Genomic DNA, 23,212 nt, shown 5'->3' with positions numbered 1-23,212 from the left:
TATTTTAATGAATAAATCCCTTAATAATACTATCTAATTTTTCTTTGCTTTCGTAATCTCCATTAATACTATCCATCTTTCTTTGCGATTTAAACCATTCGAGATTGTTAGTTTTAGTAGTATGGTTCCAAATCATTTCGTAATCATTCATGTATTTATATCTGATATAAATCACTCCATTTTTTACAATATATTCTTGATGTTCTCTTTCCAAAACCCACTTTATGTTTTTATAAAAATTTGGCGGAATTTCATTTGTTTTTGCGATTTTAAATAATTGATTATGAAATGTTTCTGAAAATAATACCGGTTCACGCAAATCCTCATTTACAAGTACAGGACGAAGTTCTACATATCTATTTTGCCAATAATAATAAAATGATAATAAAATAATTAGAATTGCTAAACCTATGTATATTTTTTTTTTCATTTTTTCTATTTCAATTTTATACTTAATCCTCCAAAAAATCCAGATTGAAAAGTTTTATTAAAACTTTGTTGCCATTGACTTCTCATTTCATACGGTCTTGCTCCGCAATGTTTTTCTACTAACAAAGCATCTGAGTCGTTAACATATCCAAAACCATTGATATAAGCATTTGCTCCTTTGTGCCAGTCGTACCTATCCCACCAATAATGAATTATTGTTCCTGATAATACAAAATTATTATTTACTCGGGTAATTTTAAAATCAGCCTTTGAGGTTATTGTACTTGTACCACAAACATAATATAATTCACGAAAAACACCGCCAACAAGTTGACGTTGCAATTCATTCTTATATTCTGAAAAATCTCCATTTTTAATTAATTTTTCATTAAAACGTTCAAGTCCAAGTCTTTCCTCGAATCGTTCAAGATTTACATTTTCTGCGGCAATAACCTCACTTTGCTTTCTCAACCAGTTAAAGTCTATGGTTTTTGTAAATCCTGTACCGTCTAACCACCATTGTAAACAATCTGCTGCCATATTGAAATTTCTTTCTCTGGCTTTTTTAATCATTTCAAGGTAATTCTTTTTTAACATTAAAGCTTTGTCTTTTTCGCTCAGCTGGAGATAAAAGTTTCTAGCTTTTGGACTTCCTTGTTCATTCCAAAAAGGATCTCCAAATAATTTTTTGTACTCTGAAGGATCTAAATTAGTTTTTGATTTAAAAATATCTTCATTCATATTTTATAATTATTTAATTATCTCTCAAATTTGAGATATCCAAATAACTACCATGCCTGAAATAAGATTTAAGAATGTTACTAAAAGTCTAAATATTGTTTTTTGTGTAAATCCGATCGCTCGGATATGCGCAACGAGAGCACGAAAAATCTTTCTGTGCCTGTAAAGCAATTAGTTTCGTCAAAATTAGATTTATGGATATTAAATTATTGACTTCTGAATGGAATAAATTTTGTTTTTTTACATATAAATTCTCCACTAAACAAAGAACTATGATAAGAAATTTTTTAATAGCCATTAGCTTTTTATTGTTATTGAGCTGTCAAAATACTACAGTTCCGGCAATGGCAGAGCCGGCTTCTGAAAATATCGAAAAGACTGTACCACAACAAACAATAAAATTAGAAAAGCATCACGATAGTAAGCCAAAAGATAATGAAGTTTATAATGCTTCTGCGGTAGAAACTCTGCCAAAATTCCCGGGAGGTATTGAAAAGTTTTATGCTTTTTTAAAGAAAAATTATGTTATGCCACAAGAATTAATGGATGATGAAGCTTCCAGAGGCGGTGTTTTTGCAACTATAAAAATTGAAAAAGACGGCAGTTTGTCTGAAATAAAAATTCTTCGTGATTTTGGTTACGGATCGGGGAAAGAATTAGAAAGGGTTTTAAGATTATCCCCAAACTGGATTCCGGCAATCAAAGATGGAAATCCAGTACGATGTTTATATAATATTCCGTATTATGTTCAATAATTAATAATAACTGTTGTTTATAATATTGTTTTTGAATTATTGAAACCACTGCTGCAAAGTCTCCCGACTTCTTGCCGTTCCGATATTCTATAATATGATGCTATTACTTTTTGAGACATCTCTTTGTTGATTCTCTATGCGGGTGCGAAGTCAGGAGACCTTCGCACAGCTTTTCATAAGAACTCTTCGGGGAGCGCGTTTTATTTAGTTCTATAATATATCTATACGAGAGGGGAGAACAGGGTCTGATAGTGTTTTGATTGCACTTTATCTTGTTTAATAGTGGCTGTTGTATTTTTTTTAAGTGTTAAGTTTTAAGCATAGTTCGATAGAAGTTTTGTTTGAGATTATACAATTTAGGATAATATAGTATTATTTGATGATAATATTGTATTTCTAAAATCTTATGAATTATTGTTTTTTTTGCTTAAAAATTAATTATGAATAATCATATATTTAAAAAGACTTCAAATACTATTTTGATTGCTAATGGCTATCATGCTTTAACATTATGAATGTAATAGAAGAAATAAGTAAATATAAACACTTGAGTTTTTTTATCAAACCAAACAGTGCAAATAAATATAAACCGAAAGATCATGGGAAAAGATGATTTTAATATCGAAGTTTCCCAATTTATTAATTTAAAATCCGCATAAAATGCATTCTAAACTTTTTAAAACCTGTTTCGTTGTGATGATATTTTTTACAGGCAAGGCTACTAGTCAGGAAACCATTACGGTATCCACTGAAAACACAGTTCTAGTACTGCAAACAGATAAAGACAGCTCTTTATTGGCTACCTACCTTGGGAAAAAACTAAAAAATACAGATGAATATGCAGTCATCAACTCACTGGATAAGTTTAAGGTGGGTAATGATGATTTGTTTAACAAGCGGGAAGCCTACGTAGCATCCGGCTCGCTTAACCTGATGGAGCCTGCCCTGTCTGTAACCCACAGCGATGGAAATAAATCCGCCGTGTTGAAGTATGTGAATCACGAAGTAAAAAAAATTGATGATAACCAGACGTTGACTACTATTGTGTTGAACGATGCGAGGTACAAATTCCAGGTTACATTATTTTACAAGGCCTATTATAAAGAAGATGTAATTGAACAATGGTCGGAAATAGAGCATAAGGAAAAGGGTAATGTTGTGCTGAATAAATATGCTTCTGCGAACCTTACACTTCAGGGTAAAAAGTTTTTCCTTAAAAATCATTACAGTGGCTGGGGGCGTGAGATGCTGTCGGAAGAACAACAGTTATTGCATGGCATCCGCACACTTGATTCAAAGCTGGGTACACGCAGCAACCTGTTGCATTCATCCTCCTTCATGATATCGATTAACAAGCCCGCAGGCGAAACAGAAGGTGAAGTAATTGCCGGTTCATTGGAATGGTCTGGTAACTTTAAAATTGATTTTGAAACCTTTGATGAATACTACTTGCGGGTAACAGCGGGCATTAATAATTTTTCATCGAACTACACATTAAAACCATCTGAGAAGTTCACTACACCACGTTTTGTTTACACTTATTCTGATGAAGGTAAAGGCAGGGCAAGCCGTAACTTGCAACGCTGGGCCAGAAACTATCAATTGGCGCAAGGCAGTGGCCAACGCCAAACCATATTAAACAATTGGGAAACCACTTATTTCGATTTCAATGATGAAAAACTGAGCGAGCTCACTAAAGACACAAAGAAACTAGGAGTGGATGTTTTTCTGTTAGACGACGGGTGGTTTGGTAATAAATATCCCCGTAACGGAGCCTCAGCAGGGTTGGGCGACTGGCAGTATAATAAACAAAAACTCAAGAATGGTATCAGCTCTATAGGTAAGGAAGCTACTGCCCATGGCGTAAAGTTTGGTATATGGATAGAACCCGAAATGGTGAATCCTAAAAGCGAATTGTATGAAAAAAATCCTGACTGGATCATCAGGCAACCAGGTATAAAAGAATTTTATATGCGCAACCAACTTGTGCTTGATCTTACTAATCCAGCGGTTCAGGATTTTGTGTACAACACTGTGGAGCAATTGTTTAAAGATGTACCTGAATTGGCATTCATCAAATGGGATTGTAATTCGCTTATCTATAATGCTCACTCACCATTCTTAAAAAACCAGGATCACTTTTATATTGAATATGTTCGTGGTTTAAACAAAGTATTGGAAAGAGTAAGAGCCAAACATCCAAAAACACCCATGATGCTTTGTGCAGGTGGTGGCTCAAGAGTTGATTATGCTGCCCTGCAGTACTTCACGGAGTTTTGGCCGAGCGATAATACCAACCCGTTTGACAGAATATTTATGCAATGGGAATATTCATATTATTTTCCTTCTATTGCAGTGGACAATCATGTAACGGATATGGGCAAACAATCCATCAAGTTTAAAACAGATGTTGCCATGATGGGCAAACTGGGTTTCGATATTCGGGTAAATGAATTAGATGCTAAGGATTTACTGTATGCACAAAATGCAGTGAAGCTGTATAATGGAATTAAAGATATCATTTGGCATGGCGATCAATATAGGTTACAAAACCCCGATGATGAAAAAGTGGCATCGATGGCATACGTAAAGGAGACTCAAGAAGAGGTAATTGTGTTTAACTATTATGTAGCCACCACATTCAATACCACCATTGGGTTGCCTATTAAAATGCAGGGACTGGATCCAAAAAAACAATATAGAATTGAAGAAGTAAATCTTTATCCCGAAACACAGTCACCCATTGATAGCTCTAAGATTTATTCGGGAGATTTTCTGATGAAGGTTGGTTTTAATCCTGAAGTCAATGCTAGAAGAACCAGTGTAATCTTGCAGGTGAAGGCTGTGAATTAAGTTAATTTTTATTTGTTTAGTCAAAAAAATAAGCTGAGGTTGAAGTTTAATAGAATTTCCATATTTTAATTGTATTTTCGGTTTCAGAAATTTTCGGTTCAAAAACTGTCAATTTTATAAAGTTATAATGTTCTAAACATAAATTCTATAATGATAAAATTTAAAGAAGCATTTAAGAAATTTCAGATTGATTTTTTACCTAAATTATATTACGATGCTTTTAAAATATTAATTGGATTGGTATTTGGATTCATAATTTTAAAGCTTTTTCAAAGAGAGGTAAAGGCTGAGGATTTTTTGGATAAAGTAATTTCCTTGAAATTTTATGAAATAATAATTATTTGTATAATTATTGTATTTATAACAATTGTAATTGTAAGAAATTTTCTTAAAAGGAAAATTGAACAATTAAAAAAGATAACTTATACAGATCAAAAAACAGGATTGAAAAGTCACCGCCTTCTTGAAGAATACCTTGAAGAAAAAATAAAAGAATCTAAAAAATCAGGGAAAGCTCTCTCAATTATTCTAATTGATATAGATGATTTTAAAGTATTTAATGAAACTTATTCTCCTTCAATAGGAGATTTGATTCTTTCAGAGGTTGGAAGATTATTACTAGATGACACTCGTATAACAGACGAAACATTTCGAAGATATGAAACGGGAGACGAATTTGTAGTAGTTAATTCAGATACTAATATAGCTCAAGCTAAAATTCCAGCAGAAAGAAAAAGGAAATTTATTGCAGATCATAATTTTCTTATAGATGATAAGGTATATAAAATTACCGTATGTTGTGGTTTAGCACAATTAAAAGAGACTGATACAGTTAAAACATTACTTGACCGAGCGAATTACGCAATGAGAAATATCGCAAAAAAAAGTCTAAATAAAAATACTACAGAACATACTTCTTAGGTGTTTTTTTGTAAATAACTTAAATGTTATAACCAAATTGATTCTTATAAATTAATATAATTAATGACATGATAAGATACCATCGAAATGCTCTAAAGAAGCTTTTGGATCAAGTAAAATTTGCTAGTAAAGAGCCATATTTAAATGCAGAAATGTGGAAACTAGTACAATTGAATATTATTAAAAAAATTATATCCTTAGAAAATAAAGTTAGAGCTAAAAAATCTGAAATAAAAGATTTAAATATTCGCAGGAAAAATCCTTCTCAAAAATTAACTAAAGAAGAATCGATAAAAATAAAAGCAAAAATTAAATCTTTAGAAAATAAACTTGAAGAAATAAGATTTGTGATAGATACTTATCGTAGCGTTGGTGATGCTGTAGCTTTTACTTTTATTAGCAAACTAGATATTAAGCCACAAAACTTTAAAAAATCTGCCGGTTTTATTTCAGAGAAGATAGGGTTAAAAAAAGAAATAAACACCTTTAAAAAAATTTATAAGGAAGGAATGATTGCTGTTTTCAACGATATTACTAGTGTTTTGAAATATTGTGATTTAACGATTGTTTATCCAGGAGGTTTTAGTCTTTTTGAAGTTAAATCAAGTACATTTGAAAATTCAAGAATTCATAGACAAAAAGAAAATGCTGATAAAATTGTTAAATATTTAGAAACCGACAAAACAGAAGGTTTGTATGGGATTCAAGGAGAAACAATACGTGTGGACTTGAATAGTAATGAAGTAAATTATATTAACGAATTAAATAAATTAATTCAATCTTCTAAAGAAACTAAAAACGCTGCTTCCGAAGTTGAAAAAGGAATTTATTATTTTGTTTCGAGAGAATTTGAAGAAGGATTCATGGAAGAAAATTTTAGACAATTTAAAAATCCAATGATGTTTTCTTTAAATAAGTATAAATTTTCGGGTCAAGGATATTATCCTTTTTCTTTAAGTATTTTAGATTCTAATGATTATTTGGATTTTATTAGCGGTAGTTTTGTCATCTTTATAATTATTGATTTAGAGGAAGTGAAAAATTACTGTTCCTTTAAAAACTATGATTTTATATATGCGGATGATGATAGGTATATTTTCACTATACAGCCACAAAAGAAAGAAAGTTCTGCTGGCATGATAAAAATTTCAGATCACTATTTTTTTCGTACTTGTACTGAATTTGTTTCTTTAAATTGGTTAATAGATGATTCAATTAGCCAATTTGAAAAGATGGAAAATTACAATTAAATAAAATTGTAATTTTTTTGTTTGATTTATTATAGCTTGTGAAAATTCCTTCCGTTTTAATTTCAAAGAGAATTTAAAAAGTTAAGATGGTAACTTCTTTAGTTTCCTCAATCCTCTTTATTTTTTTGTAAAGATTGGTTTCCATGAAATATCTTGACTCATAAGCTAGTGAGATACCCGATTATCAGATATGCGCAACGATAGCGCGGAAATTCGTTCCGTGCCCATTCCTATATTAATAAAAAGGTTGTAGATAAAAACCTGAGGTTTCTTTTTTTTAATCTGTTAATATACACTTTGCAAGCACGGATTTCAAATCCGCGCGATTGGGTTAAAATAAACTAGCAATTATTTCATGGTAATTGTTAACACTTAAGTTTATACCCTGTGCGCATCTATGAAAATTTCCTTTGTTTTTTGTATTAGAATCCATTTCAATAATAATTCTAAACGCTAAATCATCACTAATCTCCTTATTAGACATATTTAGTACATGACGCATTACGTACCATCTATTATGTGACTTCCCTAATTCAGCAGAAGTAACAACAGCTCTAGCTTTTACTTCCAAATCAAATGTTTTATTATAGATATCCAATATATATCCAATAATTACATCACAATAATCAAATTGATAGCTTGTTGAATAAACCCAATCAAAATACATTAAACAAAAGTCATTGAATAATTCAACATCAATTATATAAAGGTTGACTATTTTCTCTAAATTAGTTTCATAAAAAAATGAATGATGTAAAGCTTCATTTTTTTTCAAGAAAAAAACAAAACTTTCAAAAGTATCTACATTCCAATTTTGGGTATTTTTGAAATCTTCAAACCATTGATTATCTACAACAGCCTTTAAAATAGGCTTTTTAGATAAGACATATAAAAGTTTATTTCTTAATGTACTAATATCGCTAAAGCGATTTTCTTTTTTATGTTTAGTGCATTTCCCAATAATTACTCCAATTTCCCCATTCGCAGTAAGCTCGGAATAAGGAACTCTATTTCCATCAGTAAAAATATCATGTAGAATTGCTCCAAAAGAATATATATCAGCTTGAGGAGTTACTCGTCGAAATTCTGTAGTTTGTTCAGGTGCACAGTAATTAACAGTTCCAAACGCATTATTACTCGTAGTGATTGTTTGGGATAAAATTTCTTTATCTTGAGAAATTAACCCAAAATCTGCTAATTTCCATATGCCTTCGTGTTTTAATACGTTCTGCGGTTTTAAATCTCGGTGTACAAGCCCTTTACTATGTATAAATTCAAGAGAATTTAAAATATCACTTAATCCCTCAGGATTTCTATTTTCATTTTTGCAAGCAATTATCTCATTTACATATACATCTTCAGCTATTGGCATTAAAAACCAAGGATTACTGCTAATTAAATCGTGGAAGATAATTGGTATAAAATATTCTTTGGGCAATAATTTTTGCGTTTTTACTTCTCTTATAAATCTTATTTTTAATTTATCGCAAAGTTGTTTATCACTCAAAAATTGAGAAGAAGGACTAAAAGTTTTGCGAGCATAATTTTTCCCATCATCACATGTTACTTCTTCTATAATTCCAAATCCTCCCTGGTTAATTACTTTAACAACGTTTAAAATCTTCATCTAATAAAGTTATATTTATAATTTTCTAATTCAAGAATGCAGATACTGCCATACTCTTCCCTTTTTAAAAAGCTTCCATTATCAATGCATATAACTTTATTTTTATTTTCTATGCTAGAAGCTATAATGTTTTGTTCAGTTGGGCTATGCCCATGTATTAGTATTCTGTTTTTTATCCAGCTCTCATCATAATATTTAGATGGTTCTCTTTCCCATAAAATAGTTTCAATATCTGTGAAAGGATTTTCTATTGTCATGTTTAAAGACGCATGTACAAAAATAAAATTTTCATTTTCGTAGTAGTAAGTAAAAGATTTAATTAAATCAATGTACTTAGAGGGTATTTTGTTTATAGAACTTGTTAGAAAACTTAGTAAAGTTTTTTCTCCACCGTTCTTAAGCCAACTATTTAAATTATTAACATTATCGAAAGAGTCTAAAAGCATTTGTTCATGATTACCTTTCAAGCAGACTAGATTGAAATTATGCTCTTTTAGCAATAAAATTGTATCTAATACACCTTTACTATCTTCACCGCGATCAATAAAGTCTCCCAAAATAATTAGATGGTCAGTTTTTTTTAATTTAACATGTTTAAGTGCTTTTCTAAAAGCAACATTATTTCCATGTATATCGGATATAACAAAAGTTCTCATAAGTAAAAGAAACAAAAATAGAATAAAATACTTATTTTATTTTATAAAATAGATAATTTTAAAGTATTAAAAAGTATAGATTAGATTCAAAACTTTGTACGCGATTTAAGATACTTTAAATAATTAGCAAATATATAATTTCAAATTATTTGACAAAAGTATGGTTTAAATTATTTTTAACTTGTATTACCAAATCTATCCCCGTTGTAGTTCCAAAATACAAAGAGACTTCCAAGTCTCTTTTTGTAATTAATATATCTTCTATAAACGATTATCTAGTGATTAATTTTTCAAGCCTTGCCATAAATATTTTCTTCTGATTCCAGTCATTTCCCAGATTATAAGACACTGCTTCTTGTTTTATACCAAGCATTTCTCTGAAGAGTTTTAGGTTTCTTTCCTGATGTATTTTCTGTTCTATAATGAATATCAATTTTCTGAAGGCTCAAATTCCAAACCATTTTCTGCAGGATTTGAAGAAATAGGCATTTCTTTTTAGTGCATCCTTAACACTTAAAAAAGAGATTCTTAATATAGAATTCATTTTAAAAGTTCAATATTATCATTAATACAGGATATGCATATTTTCTTATTAAAATTTGTATTTTATGAGAAAAAAGTTTTAATTTTAAAGGAAATAAGGAATAAGATTAACCCAAATCTTACAATATTAACTTAAAACCTAAAAATTATGCAAGAAGCAAAATTAAAAACTGTTAAAAAAACCAGACATGGTTATGCATTCAACACGCGCGGAAGACTCGCTTATGATCTCGGTTGGTTACTCGATTGGAACATAAATCAATTTGAGGGAGGCAAATTTTTTACGACAATAGTAAGTTCCGGTTTAGATAAATATCCTCAAGATGAACAAGGTGGTCCTCACACCAGACCTGTACCTCCGGATAATTATATAAATAGCGGAGGGTGGACAAACGAATCTGGATCTGATTGGGATATCGTAAATTGTACTGACCGTGAGTTGCAAGCAAAAAAAGGGCAAGTATGGCCAAAAACAAAAGTTAATTCGGGTCAAAATTTTAGAATGAGATGGAGTTATAATGCTCCTCATGCCACCAGAGGATATAATCACTGGATTACTAAAGATGGCTGGAATCCTGATGAAAGAATAACTAGAGATCAGCTTGAGCCTGTACCGTTTAATATGCATCATTATGCAACTCCTCTACCATATGGAGCAGCACCAACCGAAACCAGTGTAGTACTTCCTCAAAAAAAAGGGCATCATGTAATGATAGTAGCATGGATTGTCTCTGACACTGCTCATGCATTTTATCAAACATTTGATCTTGATTTTGATGATTCCGAAAATCCAGAACCTGCACCTATAGTAAATATTACACCTAATGAAGTAGAGGTAGAAAAAGGAAACACAGCTTTTTTTAGTTGTTCTGCTGAGGGAGAAGCTCCATTTACTTATTTATGGAACTTGCCTTCAGGATTAGGTTCTAGTGGCAATAGTCTTGATAAAGAGAATGTAACCTATACTACAGATAATGTGGTAGGTAATAAAAGATTTGATATTACGTGTAAGGTGACTGATAAAAATGGTAAAACTACCGAAGCTTATGCTGATTTAATAGTAAAAGATAGTTCAGTTCCGTCATTACCTACATTAGAGATTATGCCTGCTTTGCTGACTGTAAAAAAAGGTGATGACGCTAAATTTAATGCTATGGTTTCAGACGGGGAGGGGCCATTTACTTATAAATGGAACTTACCTGATCCTTTGACATCTCCAGATATTGATCACAATATGTTTCATATCACTTATGTAACAGCTAATGTAGAAAATCATAGAGTATTTGATATTACATGTACAGTTACTGACAGTAAAAATCAGACTGCGACTGCTGTTGCAAAATTAACTGTATTACAAGATGACCCTGAACCAGGAAAATGTGTTGATGATACTGCAGGTGATTATCCGGTTTGGAATTCTACTATAGCTTATCCTGGAGAAAGAACTCATAAAGTAAGTTATAAGGGCTTAGTATGGGAGAACAAACATTATATTAATCCCGGAGAACTGCAACCAGATATAAATGATAGCTGGAAGTTGATTAGCAATATAGCAACAATCTGGAATAATATAAGAAGTTATGAAGCCAACAGTTATGTAAATCATAATCATTCTCAATGGAAAGCCAGTTACCAAGCTGAGCCAGGTAACGAACCCGGCAGCTCTACAGGTTCAATGTGGCAAGATCTTGGTTCAGAAGCATGTGAACCAAAATCATAAGACTACCTAAATTAATACTAGTGCAATAAATCCGACTCTTAAACAGAGTCGGTTTTTTTTGAAATTTTAATTAATCCCGTATTGAATATTATAAAACTAATTTTCCCGCAGCCTTTTTCCAATTAAGCCACGACACTATCAATTCTTTTTGAAGTTGATTATAGGCTAGTTCCAGATTTTGTAATTGAATCTCTTTATCATTTAGTTCATTAAACGATATTTGGTCAAACTTATATCGCTCCTGATAAACCAGTACCATTTCGGAAGTGAGTTTACTATTTTCACGTACCGTTTTTAACTGTTGCAAGACGTTATTATACGTAGCACTAGCATTCAGGGCATTGTATTTGTTTTTATTAACATCCTCAACAATTCGATTATTATTTTGCTCTTGCTGGAATTTTAATTGATCTATTCTTTTTGCCGTATTCTCTCCAAAAAAAATAGGTAACTTTAATGAGATACCAATATAACTATTCCCATACCAACTGTCTTGCTGAAAAGGGTTCATGTTTTCTGTGAACTGATCTGTTCCTAAATAACCATTGGCACTAATCATCGGACTATGTTTAGCTCTTTCTAGTTTCTTTTTATTCTCTAGTACTTCATTTTGTGTTTTCAAAATTTCGATCTGAGGTAAAGCCAGAATTTGATTTTCATCAAGATCAGTAATATTTTCATTTATATTATACTTCTCTAATATCATTGAAGACGCTAGAGAAGATTCATTTCCTGTAACATACAAAAGATACTGTTTTAGAACCAATACGTTATTTGTTGCATTAAGATATTTTTGTACAGCATTATTATGCGTTATTTTGGCGTCATTTATGTCAACTTTTAAAACTCTTTTATTATTATATTTTTGGGTTATAGTTTTCAGACTTAATGCTGTACGAGCGGTATCGCCTATAGCTTCTTTTACTTGTTCTTCTGTTACCAATATATTAAAATACACTTTTGAAACTTCATAAGTTAGTTCTAATCTTACTTCTTTTTCACTTAAATTGGCTAGTTTCTCGTGTAACTTAGACTCAGTAATTAATTTTGAAATAGAGATATCCAGTAAAGGTTGTTGCAGCAAAATACCTGCATTTTGAGAATAATTAGCGCCTAATTTTATCGGAATCATATCACTTGAAGAAGTTCCAGAGTTAAATGCGCTTGCAGGTAAAACATTTGTAGCAATAATTGGATTATACTGATAATTGTAATTCAGCGATACTCGGGGTAAATATTTTGCATTTAACTCTTTTGTCTTTAATTGATTGATTTTATATTCAGTTTCCAACGAAGCCAATAATTTTCGGTTTTTTTGTGCTTCTTCAATTGCTTTATTTAATGACCATACTACACTTTGCGCATTCATTTTTGAAATGCTTATTAGTATAAGACATCCTATAAAGAAGATATTAATTGAATTGTTTTTTATCATAATAACTTTTTTAGCCTCTAAATACTGAAGCTGGTTCTACATTTTTTATTCTTCTAATAGCAAACACAGCCCCAAAAAGCGAAATAGAAAAAGTGACCATTAGGATGGAGAAGAGTATTATTGGGCTAAAATCGATCACTATTCCCGATTGATACATGCCTTTTTTAAAACCCATTAAGAAAACCAGAGCAATTAGAAAGCCGACAACAGCAAACAAAGTAGCTTGAGTAAGTATTAACTTTCGGATGTACGAATCGGTAGCGCCAATTGCTTTTAAAGTTCCATAATCTTTAATCCTGTCAAGTGCCGACGAATACATCGTGAGACCAATAATAAAAAAACCGGCAATGATAGCAAATCCCACCAAAGATCCTGTGCTGGCACCTAAGCCAGTAGAAGCCAAAACACTTTTTATAGTAGAGGAACTTAGGGATGATGTACGCCAAGCTCTTACTCCATAAATAGAATTATTGATTTGATTTACAACATGATTCACATCTTCGCCTTCTTTTACATTGACCATTAAGGCACTTATATTAGTGGAAGAAATATTACCATAATATCTTGCTCTATCTATTGAGGTGTACATTAAATAACCACCCCAACCTCGTATTCCTTTAGTTTGTAGCATAATAACGGCTCTTTTTCCGTTAATTTCAAAATAGGTTCCAACATTTGATGAACCTCCAAAATTGCTCCGATCAAAGTAATCTGCAGAGACTCCCGCTTCTTGCAATAAATCAGGAAGTTTTCCCTCTATTATTTTAGTGCTGTCAGGACCTGCTTTAAAATAAGGGTATTCGCTGCCTATAATGTTTACCACAGCACTGGTTCCTCCAGAAAATTTAGCTTTTCCATTTGTCATAACAATAGGAAATGCTTCTTTAACACCTGGCAGGCTCTTAATCTCTTTTTCTTTTCTCGAGTCAATCAGGCTAAGTTGGTTGGCATCTGTCGTCTTATTATCAACAACCCAAATGTCAGATGTTGTATTTTTTACCAACACACTCATTAGTCCTGTCAAAAAATTAAATGTGCCGATTTGCTGACCAATAAGAAAGGTGCTTATCACTATCCCAACAACTACTCCTATACTTTTTGTTTTATCAAAGCGGATAAACTTCCAAGCTATTTTAATAATAGAATTCATTTTTAGAGGCTATTTGTTTATAATGGAACATTGTATTTGCATATTCAGATCGGTATTTGAAACCAATTTGAAGGTATATACAATTCCATTCTTGTTTATCTTACTTATTTGATGTTTGAATAACGCATTCAATCCTGGAATTAATTAAATACTTTGTTTGGTTTGCCAATAGAATTTTTATTTCCCGAACCCTTCTGTCTTCCTGATCGCCAGCCTTTTCAGAAAAAAGTGATTTGCGCTTAAGTGCCGAAGAAGTAAAAACTACAATACCAGAACCAATAGTTTTATTGGAACCAATTTGGCGGATAATAGCCTTTTGCCCTTTTTTAATTTTGTCTGCAAACAGCTCATCAATTTCACAAGTAGCAACCAATTTGCTTTTTGGAATAAAATCTGCAAATGATTGATTTGGTGATAGTGCGGCGCCTTTAGTAGCATTCATAGTTAAAATTTGTCCATCGTTTAGTGCTCTTACCAAATACTGTTGCAATTCCTTGTTTGAAACTTTCAACTCTTGTTTAATTTCCTGAAGTTGTGAATTTGCTATCAAAACCCGCGCTTGTAATTGTTCTACATTCGTTTGAAAAATTTTGGTTTCTGTTTCCAGATTATCAAAGTTTTGTTTTGTTTCAGCTCCTTCTTTAAGTAAGTTTCTCAATCGCTCCAACTCAATTTGTTTATTGGCTAAATTTATTTTCTGCTCTCTTAAGTTTAGTTGCGCTACATTAATTTCGATTCTTTGTGTTTCAATTCTACTCTTAATTTGGTCTTTTTTGGCATCCTGAACAGCATGATCCAATTCAATAATTAGATCCCCTTTAATAATCACATCATTTTCTTTCTTATGGATAGCTACAACAATGCCTCCCACTTCTGTCGCTAATGAGGATAGTTTCTCGTCAGGTTCTATGCGACCAAGACCTACAATACCTGATAGAGGAACTTCCTTGTGATCTGATGTCTGATTTGATATCTTTTCTTCTTTCTTACTACAACTGCAAAAAAATAGAGCTATTAGATAAATTAAAATATATTTCATTCTTTATAATATTGGTTTAATGATTTTCGTTATCGGTTGCAATCCCATTATCTACATAAATAATTCTGTCAGCAAATTGTTTAAGGCGCATATCGTGTGTAACAACAATAACACTCTTACCATTTTGGGCAAGTGCTTTTAACTCATTCATTACCAAACCAACGCTCTTAACATCTAATGCAGCCGTTGGTTCATCACAAAGCATTATTGGCGGATTAGTTACCAGGGCTCGTGCAATTGCAACTCTTTGCTGTTGACCACCACTTAGCATTTTGGGTAAGTTTTTCATTCGATCTTTCATCCCGACTAATTCCAATGCTTTCTCTGCTTTTTTCTTTGCTTCAGTATCACTTAAATTCATAAGTTGTAGCGGCATCATAACGTTTTCTAAAGAGTTAAGCGGAGCCAAAAGGTTAAAGCCTTGAAATACGAATCCTATTTTATTTAATCTCAAAAGCGATAATTCTTTGGCCGAAAGTGTATTTACCTGTTGACCATCTATAAAAACATCTCCTTTTGTGGGGTAGATAACACAACCTAACAGGGAGAGCAAAGTAGTTTTTCCTGAACCCGAAGGACCTACTATCAATGTAAGTTCTCTGGTTTTAAATTGAACAGTTGTAGGTTGTAAGGCTGTAATTAATGTATCGCCCGTTTGATATTCCTTGCAGGCACCTTTTATTTCTGCAATAATTCTATTTTTAAAAGTTGCCTCTTTCATAATTTGATATCATAATTTAAGTTTTCTTAATTGAGGTCAATTGTAATTGTAGAATCATTGTTTAAAACATAAATTGAGCAATCACTAAATGTTGGCGCTCCACCATCAGGCTTAAAATTAGTGCTGTTTCCCACAGGCTCTTTAGGAATCCCCAACCAGTTGCTATTAAGATTGCCGTTACTATCTAAATCCTGAAAAACGGTAATAGCATAAGTTCCTCTTGGCAAATCGATTTGAAATTTTATAGTTCCCTGATTTGCCTTTTGAACCTTGGTAAAGTAAGCGGTTTTAAGAAAATTTTCTTTTTTGTTGTAAACATTCAACACGACACTGCCTTTTCCTTTTTGAACATTGGTCACATCAACATTCATTTTTAATTGTTGCGCATTAGTAAAATACGACACTCCTAATAGTAGAACACTAAGAATTAATTTCATCATTTTTCCTTCTTTTTATTTATTGTTATTGATTTTTATTCTGTAATTATTTTCCAAAACGGTAGGTTAGCATCATCTTTACATAAGGCATTTCTTTTGCTTTATAGTTGCTAATGGTGTCATTATTAGAATTATATAAAGTGTATTTGTTTGCAAATCCGAGACCTCCTTGCAGTTGAAGCCAAAAACCATCAAAAAGACGTTGATTAATTTGTAAGCCTCCATGAATAGCCGAGAACTGAGCATAATCAATCTCCAGGTTCTCATCATTCTTGTAATTTTGTAAGTTGTGAAGCGTCCAGTCTATTGATCCCGCTACACCAATTTGTGTGTTATTGCCGAGATTTCGAAAAATATTAACTCTTGGCCAGTATAGCTGTGCAAACCACTTACCGTTGTTACTTTTATAATCGACAGATACGGCAGGTGTTATCAGAAATTTTCCAAAAGCATACATGATATGAGGACCAATCCCGATTTCGAGATTTGATTTTTCTCCGAATTTTCTTGAGACTCCAAAAATGCCATCATATACCATATCATTCATAGAAAAAGAGCTTTTAAAATCGGAAGCAATAGTTGGTATTAAAACTCCAAAAACTGCGCATCGTTTTCCAAAAGGATGCCGCACTACAATGGTTGGTTTTATCTCTTGTATTTTTGTGATGTAATTCGGACTAACTTCAATTTCCTTATTGAATGTAAAGTCTAAAATACGGTAGTTGACTGTTCCAAGAATACGAGTTTTTCCAATTTTAAAAGATGGTATTGGCAACCAAAAATCGTACGTATTATATTTGAATTTATTCCCATAATACGGATTTGCCGAAGATAAATTCTTAAAGCTGCTTTTTCCATTAACTGTAACGCCAATCCCCGCGCCATCGGTTATTAATTGAGCATAAAATTTATTAGGAAGGCAAATAAACAAGGTTAATAAAACCAATGATAGCACTTTTTTCAAAATAACATTTATTAAATTTAAACACACGAGCTGCATTAGCCCTCTAAGATTTTCTTAAGACAAAGGTGTGGTTAAAACAATAATTGTTGCTAGGATTTAGCTTGCCTTTATTCGGACAAATCGTGCCTAAGTGAACTTCGATACTGTGAAGGAGTTGTACCAGTTATTTTTTTGAAAAGTCGTCCAAAATACGAAGGGTCTTCATAATTCAATTCAAAAGCAATTTCGGAGATATCTTTAGTCAAATCTTGTAGAAGAATTTGGCTTTGCAGGATACTAACGTTGTTTATCCATTCTTTTGGGGCTATTCCTGTGGTTTGCTTAATGCATCTGTTGAGATAATTTACAGAAATTTTTAATTTATCTGCATAAAAGGATACCGATTTATCCTGGCTATGGAATTTATAAACCAACTCTTTAAAGGAAAAAGTGATTTCATTACCACGATGTACGGTTTTATTAAGTTCTTTATTTGAAGAAATTATTTTTTGAAAGGCTGCTTGCATAAGCGAATAACAAATTTCAATATTGGAATTTTCATTTCGAAATTCCTGACCTAATAAGCAAAATAATGAATTAAGCCATATACTAGTTTCTTTGGGTAGTTTAATAACCGAATTAGTGGCAAAAATTTGTATCAACTCTTGTTTAGACAAAATGTGATTGAGGACGCTTTCTTCAAATAAAATAAAATGACCCGTAATTACCAAATCAATTTCTTTCATTGCTGTAATATGGCCTTGTTTTATAAATAAAACATCATTTTCTGTTAATGATATTACCTCATTATCTACTTGCTGTTTTGCATTACCCTTAGTAACATGGACCATAAAATTATAATCAGGTCTAAAAAGGGGAGTTGGAATTTGTATATACTCTGTTGTTGTATTCAGATCATATATCTGTAAAGGAGTTTTTAAAAAATCAAACTCTAAAGAAGCATCAGACATAAATTGTCTTGGAAATTCTTCTGATGAAATAATTTTGATAGTCTTCTCCATGCTACAAACTTAATTATTTTTTTATTGGAATGATATGATTTATTTGTTTGAAGGTTGAGTAGGGGAGCTCATGTTGTGAGCCTTACGAGACAATTTATAAACCATTTCCTTTAAGATTTGAAGAAATGAGTGAATTGATCTCAACCAAGAAATAAAATTAATTAAATATTCACATCATAATTTAGGGCGTATTTTATATACCCTCTTGAGGTATTTTTGGAAGTGTGTTTTTTAGCCTCACTAATTGATTCACTCTCCAAATTAAAAATATGGTACAAAGCGTTATTGCGGCAAATACATATCCTAGTATATCATAGTTTTCCAGCGGTGATTGTTTAGTATCCTGATGTACAATAAACCCAGCACAGACAGCAGCAATCCCTCCGGCAATTTGTTGCAATGAAGAAGTTACAGACATATAGGCACCGCGATCTTTTATTTCTGGAATGGCTGTATTTAGAGTAGATGCAGGTATCATTCGGCTCATTATTGCCATATACAATACTATAGTTATTACTACGATTTCCCATAATGCTATGGGATTTAAATTGGTGTAGATTATGACCATAATTATCGAGAGAAGAGATGCTATTGTAAATAGCTTGAATTTATTAAACTTATCACTTAATTTCCCAATCAACGGCATTATTATAAGTATTGAAAGTCCTATAAGGAAAAATATCATAGGTAACTGGAGTTGACTAATATGTAAATTATTAACCATAAAAGCGGTTCCAAAGGGTTGGAGCATAAAAGCGCCAATAGACAAAAGAGCAATGGCTGTAAAACCTATCCTATATTCTTTATTGTTTAATGTGCCCCAAAGATGGAGAAAAGGATTCTTACTGGATTGGAATTCTAGATGCTTATTTATAGACTGCATTTGAGTCACTATCGCAATAAGGATTAAAATACCTATACCTGCAATCATAATAAAGGCCGAATGCCATCCCCAGTTATTGGCAAAATAAACACCTACCGGTATTCCTAAAATCAGGCTTGCAGCAAATGCCATTTGAATATAGGCCATAACACGTCCTCTTTGATTAATCAAAAATAAATCAGCTACTATGGCAAGGGAAATGGATCCGATTACACCGCCAAAGAGTCCTGTAACAATCCTTGCTATAAGAAGCATTAAGTAACTGGAAGAGATAGCACAGAAAATAGTACCAATAATAAATCCGGTATAGAAGAAAATTAAAATCTTTTTTCTATCAAATTTATCTGCAAATCCTGCAGCCAATAATCCTGATATTCCTGCACTAAAAGCATAAGCTGAAACTACAAAGCCAAAACTAGATGTAGTCATATCAAGGTTTTTAATCAGCATATCCCCGAGAGGAGAAATAACAATAAAATCTAATGTGACCGTAAATTGTAAAAGGAATAATATAACAATTATAAATTTTTGGTAAGGAGTAAAAGATGTACTCTCAACTATTGATTTTTTCATTTATAGGTGTGTATAAAATGATGTTTTTTTTCTCTCTTTTTTTTAAAGATATGGAGGTTCTGTTAAAATAGGATATTTCATTGCATCTAAAATCATTTTATCTGATTGATACATGACCATAGATTATCTTTTTATGCTGACTATTTAGAGATTAATATTAGCTTATAGATTTTTTTTCCAAGACCTTATTCATTACATATCTGAATCTTAAATACAGTAAGACAGACGATGTTAACAAACCAAGAGTCAGACCATACCAGATTCCATTTACACCTAAATTGAAGTGCATACCTAAGACATAGGCTGCAGGCAGACCAATAATCCAATATGCAACAAAGGTTATAAAAGTGGGAATGTTTACATCTCCCATTCCTCTTAGTGTTCCTAGTCCAACTACCTGTGTACCATCAAAGAGCTGGAATATTGCAGCAATTATTAATAATTGTGCAGCCAGCGCTACAACATTTACGTCATTTGTTATTAAGTAAGGTAAATATTGATTAAAGATTGTAAAAATTACAGCAAAGAACATCATGAAAATGATAACTAAATGATAGGATGCATAAGCAAACTTTTGAAGTCTTTTGTAATTTTTGTTTCCGAAACTATTTCCGACTTTAATAGTTGCAGCCGATGCAATTCCTCCTGCCATCATGTAGGTCATTGCGGCAAGGGTTATTGCTGTTTGATGGGCTGCCTGTTCTACTGCGCCTATATGACCCGCCATTAGAGCGGCAACTGCAAATACTCCAATTTCGAACACATACTGCATAGCAACAGGTAATCCTATTTTTACCACTTTTGCAATTTTTGAAAAATCAATAAACTTAACGGAGAAATGGTGCAGGTAAACTCTAAAGTTTTCTGAGCGAAGTACATACCACATCATAACCAGCATCATTAAAATCCTATCTATCAATGTTGCAATTCCAACTCCTTTAACTCCCATTGGCTCGATCCCAAACATTCCCTTTACCAGAATTACTGCGATAATTACGTTGAGCACATTTCCCCATATCGTTATGGACATTGCTTGTTTTGTAAAGCCCAGTCCTTCTGCAAACTGTTTAAAAGTTTGAAAGATCATTAAAGGTATAATAGATAAACTTAAAATAAGTAAATAAGGTTTTGCTGTTTCGACTACCTGAGGATCCTGATCTGCATGCTGCATGGCAAACATAGAACCATAGTACACTACTAAAAAAAGAAAAATTGAAGACGCGACATTAAGCCATAAACTGTTTGACAGAAGTTCGGCGCATTCCTTAAAATTTGATTTTCCATTTTCTTGTGCAATCAATGGCGTTAATCCGTAGGCAACTCCTAATCCTATGACCAAAACTACCATGAAAACAGAATGAACCAGCGAGACTGCTGCCAATGATATAGTTCCTGCATAATGCCCAATAATAACTGTATCAAGAGTCTGCACTAAGGTATGCCCCAGCTGAGAAATTACAACTGGTCCTGCAAGCGTTATTGTACTTTGGTAATATATCTTATTGGATTTGTATTTTTTGATCATATTGAAAAATTAATTGCCTTGAGGCAGATTTAAATGTATTGAAATTGCCATGCTGTAAACTTTCATTTAAAGTATAGTAATTCTTTTGTTGTAAAATTATCTTATTCTGTAACAGCTTTATAAAATGTTATGAAAATATACCATTTTGATAATCTGAGAGGAACTGACTGCTGGTTATTCCTGTCTGTGTTTTAAAAAATCGCATCATGTGTCCAGGTTCAGAAAAATGAAGATCATAAGCAATCTCAGCAATAGTCTTTCCGGAATGTATCAGGTCATTCTTTATCTCAAAAAGCAGTCTTTGTTTTATGAGCTCTGTCGCGGTTACATTAAACTGCTTTTTCACACAAGTGTTAATTGTAATCCTGCTCACATTTAATAAATCTGCATAGTAGTCAATTCGCTGCTTCTGCCTAATATGTATTTCTAATAACTGTTTAAATTGGTATGCAAAGTTATTTTCTGCCCTATCAATTGAAAGATTATTTGCATTAGCATATATTCTGTTAAACTTCAAAAGTAGGTAATAAGTAAGAGATCGTATAATATGAATACTATCTGTTTTGCTATTAACAAGTTCGTATTTGATTTCCATAAGCTGACCAAGTGCTTTTTGAAGCTCTTCCTTTTCAATACTAATATTTAAAGGATAATTCAATTGATAGAAATACAAAAGGCGATATGTAAAGAATTTGTCTGAGAAAAAATCATTAAGAAAATTTTCCTGAAAAACCAGAACCGTATAATCCAATCCCTCTTTCTCTAAAGTCCATTGCCTTTTTTGAAAGGGAGAAATAAAAACAATTGTATTGTCCCTTATATCGATCTTCTGCTGATTTAAAATCAGAGATCCTTTGGCAGTCTTAAAAAGCAATATTTCAAAAAAATCAGTATTGTAAGTATCGCGCTCTAGATATCTTTCGCTCAGCATATCGCCGTGCAATACATTTAGAAGCACTTCAACACCACATTCTGTTTTATGAAATTTGACCGTTTTCATTTTTTTAATTAGTTAATGTATTGGAATCTGTTCCTTGATTACTTTCTTTAAGAGGTGCTTAAAATATTATAATTAACCCGTTGGGTGTAATTAATTTTAACACATAGAAACATAGGTCTTGTACGCACAAAAAAGGCGTTTCACTTGTTTTAAATGCACATAGCTAGCTATGTGAAAGAAATATATTTCTTTTTGGACTCTTTTTTACACATAAAATCTATGTTTCTATGTGTTAAATAAATTTTTCACGACCCGAGCGAAGTGAATAGACACAGTAATTGCACTCAACGGGTTATAATTAAAGCAAATTTACAACTTCATTTACAAATTACTTCCAACCAAAAAAAATAAGCCGTAATAAATTACAGCTCATTTTATAAAAGTGATTCTTTATTTGCTCTTTATTTTACGACAGCAAATAATCTTCTGTAGTTATAATTTTTGCATAAAAGAATTCCAGTGCCGCCAAAAATGCATTATGAACATCTGCAGCCTTAACTTCCTGACCATTTATTTGAAGATTCAATGTAGCACAGGCATCTCCAATTACAGTACATTCAAATCCAAAGTCAACAGCAGCTCTTGTTCCTGCGTCAATACACATATGAGTCATCATCCCTGCAATTACCAAATGTGTTATTTCCTTTGACTGAAGATATTCTAATAAATCAGTCCCTCTAAAACTATTAGGAAACTGTTTTGTAATTACTTTTTCTCCTGCTAACGGTTTTACATTTTCATGAATATCCACTCCTTTTGTACCGGCAACAAAAATGGGAGCACCTTCTCCGGATATATGCTGAACATGAATAATAGTCCCATTTTCTTTTCTAAAATGCTCCAATAGTTTCTTGGCGTTTTCACTTGCAGCAATAGGATTTACAAGTTCTAATGCTCCGTTTTCAAAATATTCTTTCTGTATATCAATTAATAATAATGCCTTATTCATTTTATTTTTATTTTAAAATTTATATCTGACAAAATTAAAA

20 protein-coding genes and 1 pseudogene are annotated in these 23,212 nt (G+C 32.1%); 5 read left to right on the top strand and 16 right to left on the bottom strand.

Annotated elements, in window-relative coordinates:
* Nucleotides 1-4: 4 nt before the first annotated feature.
* Together AC3IPI_RS18790 and AC3IPI_RS18785 are read right to left on the bottom strand one after the other, a co-directional pair.
* Nucleotides 5-430, bottom strand: coding sequence for a hypothetical protein (locus AC3IPI_RS18790; RefSeq protein ID WP_086895056.1), 426 nt, complete (start codon nt 428-430; stop codon nt 5-7).
* A 5-nt stretch (nt 431-435) separates the two neighbouring features.
* Complete coding sequence (locus AC3IPI_RS18785) at nt 436-1,170, bottom strand: hypothetical protein (protein WP_086895057.1); 735 nt, start codon at nt 1,168-1,170, stop codon at nt 436-438.
* 272 nt (nt 1,171-1,442) lie between these two features.
* Here AC3IPI_RS18785 and AC3IPI_RS18780 point away from each other — a divergent pair, with 272 nt between their 5' ends.
* The 4 genes from AC3IPI_RS18780 to AC3IPI_RS18765 all read left to right on the top strand — a co-directional run bounded on the left by AC3IPI_RS18780 (nt 1,443) and on the right by AC3IPI_RS18765 (nt 6,949).
* The gene (locus tag AC3IPI_RS18780) at nt 1,443-1,925 is read left to right on the top strand and encodes an energy transducer TonB (protein ID WP_489154849.1); all 483 of its coding nucleotides are present in this window, start codon (nt 1,443-1,445) and stop codon (nt 1,923-1,925) included.
* A 660-nt stretch (nt 1,926-2,585) separates the two neighbouring features.
* The gene (locus tag AC3IPI_RS18775) at nt 2,586-4,778 is read left to right on the top strand and encodes an alpha-galactosidase (RefSeq protein WP_086895059.1); all 2,193 of its coding nucleotides are present in this window, start codon (nt 2,586-2,588) and stop codon (nt 4,776-4,778) included.
* 150 nt (nt 4,779-4,928) lie between these two features.
* Nucleotides 4,929-5,699 carry a GGDEF domain-containing protein gene (locus AC3IPI_RS18770; protein WP_489154846.1) on the top strand — a complete coding sequence of 257 codons (771 nt, stop codon included), beginning with the start codon at nt 4,929-4,931 and terminating at the stop codon, nt 5,697-5,699.
* Nucleotides 5,700-5,803: 104 nt separating this feature from the next.
* Nucleotides 5,804-6,949, top strand: coding sequence for a hypothetical protein (locus AC3IPI_RS18765; protein WP_489154844.1), 1,146 nt, complete (start codon nt 5,804-5,806; stop codon nt 6,947-6,949).
* A gap of 331 nt (nt 6,950-7,280) precedes the next feature.
* Here the strand turns inward: AC3IPI_RS18765 and AC3IPI_RS18760 are convergent, their stop codons facing one another.
* The 3 genes and pseudogenes from AC3IPI_RS18760 to AC3IPI_RS18750 all read right to left on the bottom strand — a co-directional run.
* Nucleotides 7,281-8,576, bottom strand: a complete 1,296-nt coding sequence (locus AC3IPI_RS18760) for a protein kinase domain-containing protein (RefSeq protein WP_489154842.1) — start codon at nt 8,574-8,576, stop codon at nt 7,281-7,283.
* On the bottom strand, nt 8,573-9,232 hold the full coding sequence (locus tag AC3IPI_RS18755; RefSeq protein ID WP_489154840.1) for a metallophosphoesterase family protein: 660 nt from the start codon (nt 9,230-9,232) through the stop codon (nt 8,573-8,575). Before AC3IPI_RS18755 ends, AC3IPI_RS18760 begins: the two co-directional genes overlap by 4 nt.
* Before the next feature lie 280 nt (nt 9,233-9,512).
* A pseudogene (locus AC3IPI_RS18750) lies at nt 9,513-9,653 on the bottom strand (XRE family transcriptional regulator); the annotation flags it as partial.
* A gap of 270 nt (nt 9,654-9,923) precedes the next feature.
* Here AC3IPI_RS18750 and AC3IPI_RS18745 point away from each other — a divergent pair.
* Nucleotides 9,924-11,495, top strand: a complete 1,572-nt coding sequence (locus tag AC3IPI_RS18745) for a lytic polysaccharide monooxygenase (protein WP_489154838.1) — start codon at nt 9,924-9,926, stop codon at nt 11,493-11,495.
* 88 nt (nt 11,496-11,583) lie between these two features.
* Here the strand turns inward: AC3IPI_RS18745 and AC3IPI_RS18740 are convergent, their stop codons facing one another.
* The 11 genes from AC3IPI_RS18740 to AC3IPI_RS18690 all read right to left on the bottom strand — a co-directional run bounded on the left by AC3IPI_RS18740 (nt 11,584) and on the right by AC3IPI_RS18690 (nt 23,172).
* Complete coding sequence (locus AC3IPI_RS18740) at nt 11,584-12,930, bottom strand: TolC family protein (RefSeq protein ID WP_489154836.1); 1,347 nt, start codon at nt 12,928-12,930, stop codon at nt 11,584-11,586.
* Nucleotides 12,931-12,940: 10 nt separating this feature from the next.
* Nucleotides 12,941-14,080 (bottom strand): ABC transporter permease, encoded by a 1,140-nt coding sequence (locus tag AC3IPI_RS18735; protein WP_039116201.1) that lies wholly within the window; start codon nt 14,078-14,080, stop codon nt 12,941-12,943.
* A gap of 100 nt (nt 14,081-14,180) precedes the next feature.
* Entirely contained in the window at nt 14,181-15,119 is a 939-nt protein-coding gene (locus AC3IPI_RS18730) for an HlyD family secretion protein (protein WP_489154833.1), read from the bottom strand.
* A 16-nt stretch (nt 15,120-15,135) separates the two neighbouring features.
* Entirely contained in the window at nt 15,136-15,840 is a 705-nt protein-coding gene (locus tag AC3IPI_RS18725) for an ABC transporter ATP-binding protein (protein ID WP_489154831.1), read from the bottom strand.
* Between the two features lie 26 nt (nt 15,841-15,866).
* The gene (locus AC3IPI_RS18720; protein ID WP_489154829.1) at nt 15,867-16,280 is read right to left on the bottom strand and encodes a DUF2141 domain-containing protein; all 414 of its coding nucleotides are present in this window, start codon (nt 16,278-16,280) and stop codon (nt 15,867-15,869) included.
* 43 nt (nt 16,281-16,323) lie between these two features.
* Nucleotides 16,324-17,232: a DUF6268 family outer membrane beta-barrel protein gene (locus AC3IPI_RS18715; protein WP_489159245.1), complete on the bottom strand. Its 909-nt coding sequence runs from the start codon at nt 17,230-17,232 to the stop codon at nt 16,324-16,326.
* Nucleotides 17,233-17,348: 116 nt separating this feature from the next.
* On the bottom strand, nt 17,349-18,242 hold the full coding sequence (locus AC3IPI_RS18710) for a helix-turn-helix domain-containing protein (protein ID WP_039116196.1): 894 nt from the start codon (nt 18,240-18,242) through the stop codon (nt 17,349-17,351).
* Between the two features lie 193 nt (nt 18,243-18,435).
* Nucleotides 18,436-19,698 (bottom strand): MFS transporter, encoded by a 1,263-nt coding sequence (locus tag AC3IPI_RS18705; protein WP_489154827.1) that lies wholly within the window; start codon nt 19,696-19,698, stop codon nt 18,436-18,438.
* 157 nt (nt 19,699-19,855) lie between these two features.
* The gene (locus AC3IPI_RS18700) at nt 19,856-21,223 is read right to left on the bottom strand and encodes an MATE family efflux transporter (RefSeq protein WP_323489620.1); all 1,368 of its coding nucleotides are present in this window, start codon (nt 21,221-21,223) and stop codon (nt 19,856-19,858) included.
* Nucleotides 21,224-21,350: 127 nt separating this feature from the next.
* On the bottom strand, nt 21,351-22,223 hold the full coding sequence (locus AC3IPI_RS18695) for a helix-turn-helix domain-containing protein (RefSeq protein ID WP_039116192.1): 873 nt from the start codon (nt 22,221-22,223) through the stop codon (nt 21,351-21,353).
* 406 nt (nt 22,224-22,629) lie between these two features.
* Nucleotides 22,630-23,172 (bottom strand): cysteine hydrolase family protein, encoded by a 543-nt coding sequence (locus tag AC3IPI_RS18690; protein ID WP_489154824.1) that lies wholly within the window; start codon nt 23,170-23,172, stop codon nt 22,630-22,632.
* Between the last annotated feature and the right edge of the window lie 40 nt (nt 23,173-23,212).

It is taken from the genome of Flavobacterium sp. GL_143 (assembly GCF_057834355.1).
This window is presented reverse-complemented; position numbering and strand designations above follow the sequence as displayed.

Coding starts and splice junctions, on each gene's coding strand:
- AC3IPI_RS18790 (WP_086895056.1), bottom strand. CDS start 430: ATGAAAAAAAAAATATACATAGGTTTAGCAATTCTAATTATTTTATTA.
- AC3IPI_RS18785 (WP_086895057.1), bottom strand. CDS start 1,170: ATGAATGAAGATATTTTTAAATCAAAAACTAATTTAGATCCTTCAGAG.
- AC3IPI_RS18780 (WP_489154849.1), top strand. CDS start 1,443: ATGATAAGAAATTTTTTAATAGCCATTAGCTTTTTATTGTTATTGAGC.
- AC3IPI_RS18775 (WP_086895059.1), top strand. CDS start 2,586: ATGCATTCTAAACTTTTTAAAACCTGTTTCGTTGTGATGATATTTTTT.
- AC3IPI_RS18770 (WP_489154846.1), top strand. CDS start 4,929: ATGATAAAATTTAAAGAAGCATTTAAGAAATTTCAGATTGATTTTTTA.
- AC3IPI_RS18760 (WP_489154842.1), bottom strand. CDS start 8,576: ATGAAGATTTTAAACGTTGTTAAAGTAATTAACCAGGGAGGATTTGGA.
- AC3IPI_RS18755 (WP_489154840.1), bottom strand. CDS start 9,232: ATGAGAACTTTTGTTATATCCGATATACATGGAAATAATGTTGCTTTT.
- AC3IPI_RS18745 (WP_489154838.1), top strand. CDS start 9,924: ATGCAAGAAGCAAAATTAAAAACTGTTAAAAAAACCAGACATGGTTAT.
- AC3IPI_RS18740 (WP_489154836.1), bottom strand. CDS start 12,930: ATGATAAAAAACAATTCAATTAATATCTTCTTTATAGGATGTCTTATA.
- AC3IPI_RS18735 (WP_039116201.1), bottom strand. CDS start 14,080: ATGAATTCTATTATTAAAATAGCTTGGAAGTTTATCCGCTTTGATAAA.
- AC3IPI_RS18730 (WP_489154833.1), bottom strand. CDS start 15,119: ATGAAATATATTTTAATTTATCTAATAGCTCTATTTTTTTGCAGTTGT.
- AC3IPI_RS18725 (WP_489154831.1), bottom strand. CDS start 15,840: ATGAAAGAGGCAACTTTTAAAAATAGAATTATTGCAGAAATAAAAGGT.
- AC3IPI_RS18720 (WP_489154829.1), bottom strand. CDS start 16,280: ATGATGAAATTAATTCTTAGTGTTCTACTATTAGGAGTGTCGTATTTT.
- AC3IPI_RS18710 (WP_039116196.1), bottom strand. CDS start 18,242: ATGGAGAAGACTATCAAAATTATTTCATCAGAAGAATTTCCAAGACAA.
- AC3IPI_RS18705 (WP_489154827.1), bottom strand. CDS start 19,698: ATGAAAAAATCAATAGTTGAGAGTACATCTTTTACTCCTTACCAAAAA.
- AC3IPI_RS18700 (WP_323489620.1), bottom strand. CDS start 21,223: ATGATCAAAAAATACAAATCCAATAAGATATATTACCAAAGTACAATA.
- AC3IPI_RS18695 (WP_039116192.1), bottom strand. CDS start 22,223: ATGAAAACGGTCAAATTTCATAAAACAGAATGTGGTGTTGAAGTGCTT.
- AC3IPI_RS18690 (WP_489154824.1), bottom strand. CDS start 23,172: ATGAATAAGGCATTATTATTAATTGATATACAGAAAGAATATTTTGAA.